Below are 6,305 nucleotides of genomic sequence, written 5' to 3'. Positions count from 1 at the left end.
GCAAGCGCCGGTGCGGGCGGCAGTGGCGGCGGCGTTGGTGCCGGTGCCGGCGGCGGCGCCAGTGCAGGTGTTGGCGGTGGAGTTGGCGGTGGAGTTGGCGGCGGTGTCGGCGGTGGCGCCGGCGCCGGCGGCAGCGCGAGTGCGGGCACGTCCGGCGGGCCTGGCGGCAGCGGCAGCGGCAGTGCCAGCGCGAACGGCGGCGGCCCCGGCGGCGCTCCGGCAGGCAACGCCGGCGGCAACGGCGGTGCGAACGTCGGCACCGGCAACAACGGCAACGGCGTCGGCAACACCGGACTCGGCAACCAGGGCAACGGCCCGAATGCTTCGACAGCAGGCAACGCCTGCTGCGGCGGTGGCGTCAACGGCAACGTGGGCGGCAACGTCGGCGGCAACGTGGGTGCGAGCACCGGCAGCACCGGCGTGAGCGTGGGCACCGGCACGAGCGGCACGGTCGGCGCGACCGTGGGCACGACCGGCTCCACCGGCACGACGGCAGCGACTGGCGGCACGGCCACGAGCGGCACCGTGGGCACGACGGGTACGGTGGGCACGGTGGGCACCACGGGTACGGTTGGAACGACCGGCACCGTGGGCGTGACCGGCCCGGCGGTGGGCGTGGGTGTCACGGGCCCGGTGGGCACGGTTGGCGTGACGGGGCCGGTGGGCGCCATCGGCACGACGACCGGTGGTGGCGTCGCGACGTCGGGCACCGTTGGCGGCGGCTCGGTCGGCACGACCGGTATCGCCGGCGGCGCGGTCGCGGGCGGCACCGGCACGGTGGCCGGCGGCACCGGCAGCAGCGCGATGGGCGCCGCGGCCATGGGCCCGGGCTCGACCGACATGGGCGGCACGGGCGCCAACGCGGGCACGAGCGGCAACAACGGCGGCTCGCCTTCCGCAGTTGCCGGCACGAAGGCCCGCAAGGCCAAGCGCGACCGCGGTTGATCGCATCGCGAGCCAAGGAAAAAGCCGCCCGAGGGCGGCTTTTTCATGAGCGCCGAGGCGCTTAAACCGTCACGGCCTTCGCCACGTCCGCGTACTCCTCGATCTGGTCGAAGTTCATGTAGCGGTACACGCGCGCCGCATCCTTGTTGATGACGCCCATGTCCACGTGGTACTCGTCCACCGTCGGAATGCGGCCCAGCTTCGACGCGATCGCCGCGAGCTCCGCGGAGGCCAGGAACACGTTGGTGTTCTTGCCCAGCCGGTTCGGGAAGTTGCGAGTGGAGGTGGACACCACCGTCGCGCCTTCACGCACCTGCGCCTGGTTGCCCATGCACAGCGAGCAGCCCGGCATCTCGGTGCGCGCACCGGCCGTGCCGAACACGCCGTAGTGGCCTTCCTTGGTGAGCTCGCTCGCGTCCATCTTGGTCGGCGGCGCCACCCACAGCTTCACCGGGATGTCGCGCTTGCCTTCCAGCAGCGTCGAGGCCGCACGGAAGTGGCCGATGTTGGTCATGCACGAACCGATGAACACCTCGTCGATCTTCGTGTTCTGCACTTCCGACAGCGGCTTCACGTCGTCCGGATCGTTCGGGCAGCACAGCAGCGGCTCCTTGATGTCGGCCAGGTCGATCTCGATGACGGCAGCGTACTCGGCGTCCTTGTCGGCTTCGAGCAGTTGCGGGTTCGCGATCCACGCTTCGACGGCCTTGATGCGGCGCTCGAGCGAACGCTTGTCCTCGTAGCCGTTGGCGATCATGTTCTTCATCAGCACCACGTTGCTCTTGAGGTACTCGATGACGGGTTCCTTGTCGAGCTTGACCGTGCAGCCGCCGGCGGAGCGCTCGGCCGATGCGTCGGACAGTTCGAACGCCTGCTCCACCTTCAGCGTCGGCAGGCCCTCGATCTCGAGGATGCGGCCGGAGAAGATGTTCTTCTTGCCCTGCTTCGCAACGGTCAGCAGGCCCTGCTTGATCGCGTAGTAGGGAATGGCGTGCACGAGGTCGCGCAGCGTGATGCCGGGCTGCATCTGGCCCTTGAAGCGCACCAGCACCGACTCGGGCATGTCCAGCGGCATGACGCCGGTGGCGGCCGCGAACGCGACGAGGCCGGAACCCGCGGGGAAGGAGATGCCGATGGGGAAGCGCGTGTGCGAGTCGCCGCCCGTGCCCACGGTGTCGGGAAGCAGCAGGCGGTTGAGCCACGAGTGGATCACGCCATCGCCGGGGCGCAGCGCCACGCCGCCGCGGTTGCTGATGAACTGCGGCAGTTCGCGGTGCGTCAGCACGTCCACCGGCTTCGGGTAGGCCGCGGTGTGGCAGAACGACTGCATCACCATGTCGGAGCTGAAGCCGAGGCACGCGAGGTCCTTCAGTTCGTCGCGCGTCATCGGGCCCGTGGTGTCCTGCGAACCCACGGTCGTCATGCGCGGCTCGCAGTACGTGCCGGGGCGCACGCCCTGGCCATCCGGCAGGCCACAGGCGCGGCCAACCATCTTCTGCGCGAGCGTGAAGCCCTTGTTCGAAGCAGCGGGCGGTTGCGGCAGGCGGAAGGTCCTGGACGCGGGCAGGCCCAGGAACTCGCGCGCCTTCGCGGTGAGCGAGCGGCCGATGATCAGGTTGATGCGGCCGCCGGCGCGCACTTCGTCGAGGATGACGTCGCTCTTGAGCGCGAACTTCTCCAGCACTTCGCCATTGCGCTCGATCTTGCCCTCGTACGGGTAGATGTCGAGTACGTCGCCCATGTTGAACTTCGACACTTCCACCTCGATGGGCAGCGCGCCGGAGTCTTCCTGCGTGTTGAAGAAGATCGGGGCGATCTTGCCGCCGAGCGTGACGCCGCCGAAGCGCTTGTTCGGCACGAACGGGATGTCCTGGCCCGTGGCCCAGATCACGCTGTTGGTCGCCGACTTGCGCGAGGAGCCGGTGCCCACCACGTCGCCGACGTAGGCCACCTGGTGGCCCTTGGCCTTGAGCTCCTCGATGAACTTCATCGGGCCGCGCTTGCCGTCTTCCTCCGGCTTGAAGTCGGCGCCAGGGCGCGTGTTCTTCAGCATCGCCAGCGTGTGCAGCGGGATGTCGGGGCGGCTCCACGCATCGGGCGCGGGCGACAGGTCGTCCGTGTTGGTTTCGCCGGGGACCTTGAAGACGGTGACGGTGATCTTCTTCGCGACTTCGGGGCGGCTGGTGAACCACTCGGCATCAGCCCAGCTCTGGATCACCTGCTTCGCGTAGGCATTGCCGGCTTTCGCCTTCTCGGCCACGTCATGGAAGTAGTCGAACATCAGCAGCGTCTTCTTCAGGCCGTCGGCCGCGACCTGCGCCACTTCCTTGTCGTCCAGCAGGTCGATCAGCGGCTTGACGTTGTAGCCGCCGACCATGGTGCCGAGCAGCTCCGTGGCCTTGGCCTTGGAGATCGCCTTGACGGGGAAGTCACCGTGCGCAACCGCGGCGAGGAAGCTCGCCTTGACCTTGGCGGCATCGTCCACGCCCGGGGGCACGCGATGGGTGAGCAAGTCCAGCAGGAACGCCTCCTCCTTGGAGGGGGCTGCCTTCAGCAGCTCGATGACTTCGGCGGTCTGCTTCGCATTGAGCGGCAGGGGCGGGATGCCCAGCGCGGCGCGCTCGGCGACATGTTCGACATAGGCTTGCAGCATGGCTCTCTCTCCGGGGTGATTCACAAATACGTCAGTTCGTGCCGCTCTTCGGCTTGTCCTGCTGCAGCAGGTCCACCGGCGGCTTCGTCTTCATTTCTTCCGCGAACTTTTCCTGTTCGGGGCTCTTGCAGTCGTCGGCGAGGCGCTGGCCCAGCTTCTGGCTCATGAGCATCGACTTGTTGCCCAGCTGCAGCATCATGGCGCCGCGGACCGGGTCTTCGAGGCGGATCGCGCCCGTCTTGCTTTCCACCGGGTGCATGACGAAGCGGTTGAGCTTGTTGGACACCAGGAAGAAGCCGTCGCGCCGCAAGGCGCGCACCTTGATGTTGGCGCCGAGCTCGCACGGGAATTCGCCCACATGGACTCGCTTGGCGACTTCGAGTTCCGCTTCGCTGAGCTTGATGGCGGGGTCGGGCTCTTCCAGCGGCGTGGCTTCCTCGCGGGCCTTGATCTCTTCTTCGGTGGGCTTCTTCGGCGCGGCGGGCTTTTTCGCCGCGGGCTTGGCGGCGGGTTTTGCCGCCGGCTTTTGCGTTGCAGTGGCTTGCGCGAGCGCCAGCGCGGGTGCGGCGGCGATGAGCAGCATGGCGATGAGGGACTTCAACTCTGTCTCCGGGATTGTTTGTGACTTCAATGGCGCGCGGCTTCGAACCAGCCTTGCGCCTCCGTAGGCAGCCGCCTCCCGGTCTGGTGCGCCCTCTCCAGCACCTGCCAGTAGTAACGGTAGCTTGCCCGGTCCTCCAGTTTGCCTGCGTGCTGGATCGGCGCCCAGTCGGCGGCCAATGCCTTCACGAGGATCGTTGTTGCGTTCTCGATGTCCTGCTCGGTGGGCGCCATCACTTCCAGGATCGGGCGGATCTGGTCGGGGTGGATGCTCCACGCGCGCGTGAAGCCGAACTCGCGGTTCGCGCGCGTCACCGCGCGCTTGAGCGCCGCGGTGTCCTTGAATTCCGTGATGACGGAGTGCGACGGCACCTTGCCGTGCGCGTGGCAGGCCGATGCGATCTCCAGCTTGGCGCGCACCACGAGCGGGTGCGTGAACTGGCCGTCGATGCCCATGCCCTCGGACGGGATGGCGCCGCCATGTGCCGACACGAAGTCCATCAGCCCGAAGCTGAGCGACTGCACGCGCGGATGCGAAGCGATGTCGAAGGCGCGGTGCACCGCCGCCGGCGACTCGATCAGCACCTGCAACGGCAGATCGGGCGAGCCCGCGGCGTCGATCGCACGGGCTGCGTGCTCGACGTCGGCAAGCGACTCGCACTTGGGCAGCATCACGTGCGCGAGCTTCGCGCCGGCCTTGCGGACGATGGTCGCGATGTCGGCCTCGAAGGCGGGATGGTCCACCGGATGGATGCGCACGGCGACGCGTGCACCTTCAGCTGCGCCGAGCGCGAGCTCGGTGACCAGCGCCGCGTGCTCCGCCTCGCCGCCCACCGGCGCGCCGTCCTCGCAGTCCAGCGACACGTCGAAGACGCACGCGCCGAACTCCTGCATCATCTCGGCCTGCAGCTGCAGGCTCTTGCGCATCCGCACCTCGACGCCGCTGTAGTGGTCGCACACCGGCAGCGTGCCGGTGCGCGCCTGCGCGCCGAGGAGGACTTCTCTCGGATGCTTCACGTCGACCTTCAGAGGAGGTGGGCGACGCCCTGCTGCTCTTCCTGCAGCTCCTTGAGCGTGAGGTTGATGCGCTCCTGGCTGAACTCGTCGATCGGCAGGCCGTCGACCACGGTGTACTCGCCGTTGGCGGTGGTGACCGGGAAGCCGAACATCGTGTCCTTGGGGATGCCGTACTGGCCGTCCGACGGGATGCCCATCGTGACCCACTTGCTGCCCGTGCCCAGCGCCCAGTCGCGCATGTGGTCGATGGCGGCGTTGGCAGCCGATGCGGCGGACGACAGGCCGCGCGCCTCGATGATGGCCGCGCCGCGCTTGCCGACGGTGGGCAGGAACACGTCCTTGTTCCACGCCTGGTCGTTGATCATGTCCTTGACCGGCTTGCCGTTCACCGTGGCGAAGCGGTAGTCGGCATACATGGTGGGCGAGTGGTTGCCCCAGACGACCATCTTCTCGATGTCGCCCACCGCAGTGCCGGTCTTGGCCGCGATCTGCGACAGGGCCCGGTTGTGGTCCAGGCGCAGCATGGCGGTGAAGTTCTTGCGCGGCAGGCTGGGCGCGCTCTTCATCGCGATGTACGCGTTGGTGTTGGCCGGGTTGCCGACCACCAGCACCTTGACGTTGCGCGAGGCGACCTTGTCGAGGGCCTTGCCCTGGGCCGTGAAGATCTGGGCGTTGGCGGCCAGCAGGTCCTTGCGCTCCATGCCGGGGCCGCGGGGGCGGGCGCCGACCAGCAGCGCGTAGTCGGTGTCCTTGAAGGCGTTCATCGGGTCGCTGTGGGCCTCCATGCCGGCCAGCAGCGGGAACGCGCAGTCCTCCAGCTCCATCATCACGCCCTTGAGGGCCTTCTGGGCCTTCTCGTCCGGGATCTCCAGCAGCTGCAGGATCACGGGCTGGTCCTTGCCCAGCATCTCGCCGCTGGCGATGCGGAACAGCAGGGCGTAACCGATCTGGCCGGCGGCGCCGGTGACGGCGACTCGGACGGGCTTCTTGCTCATGGAAATTCTCCGGAGATTTGCGTGTGTGGGAGCCGACGAGTTTACTCGGGTGAACCCCTAGCAGTCAATTTGTCTTATGTCTTATATAAGAGATA

General features: G+C 67.9%; 4 protein-coding genes and 1 pseudogene. 1 reads left to right on the top strand and 4 read right to left on the bottom strand.

The annotated features are described in order from the left end of the window. Window positions 1–945 (top strand): annotated as a pseudogene (locus tag H8R02_RS28585) (hypothetical protein); the annotation flags it as partial. Between the two features lie 61 nt (window positions 946–1,006). Here the strand turns inward: H8R02_RS28585 and acnB are convergent. From acnB to H8R02_RS28565, 4 genes are read right to left on the bottom strand one after another with little or no spacing between them, the layout of a single operon-like run. Continuing rightward, window positions 1,007–3,598: a bifunctional aconitate hydratase 2/2-methylisocitrate dehydratase gene (gene acnB, locus H8R02_RS28580; RefSeq protein ID WP_187085206.1), complete on the bottom strand. Its 2,592-nt coding sequence runs from the start codon at window positions 3,596–3,598 to the stop codon at window positions 1,007–1,009. A gap of 31 nt (window positions 3,599–3,629) precedes the next feature. Further along, on the bottom strand, window positions 3,630–4,199 hold the full coding sequence (locus H8R02_RS28575) for a hypothetical protein (RefSeq protein ID WP_255429617.1): 570 nt from the start codon (window positions 4,197–4,199) through the stop codon (window positions 3,630–3,632). A gap of 26 nt (window positions 4,200–4,225) precedes the next feature. Further along, window positions 4,226–5,215, bottom strand: a complete 990-nt coding sequence (locus H8R02_RS28570) for an HpcH/HpaI aldolase/citrate lyase family protein (RefSeq protein ID WP_354004992.1) — start codon at window positions 5,213–5,215, stop codon at window positions 4,226–4,228. Window positions 5,216–5,223: 8 nt separating this feature from the next. After that, window positions 5,224–6,210, bottom strand: coding sequence for a malate dehydrogenase (locus H8R02_RS28565; RefSeq protein ID WP_187085204.1), 987 nt, complete (start codon window positions 6,208–6,210; stop codon window positions 5,224–5,226). Between the last annotated feature and the right edge of the window lie 95 nt (window positions 6,211–6,305).

Origin of the sequence: Ramlibacter albus, assembly GCF_014297445.1 — a bacterium.
GTDB classification, from domain to species: domain Bacteria; phylum Pseudomonadota; class Gammaproteobacteria; order Burkholderiales; family Burkholderiaceae_C; genus Ramlibacter; species Ramlibacter albus.
Note: the sequence above shows the minus strand (reverse complement) of the source record. Positions and strands in the feature narration are given on the sequence as shown.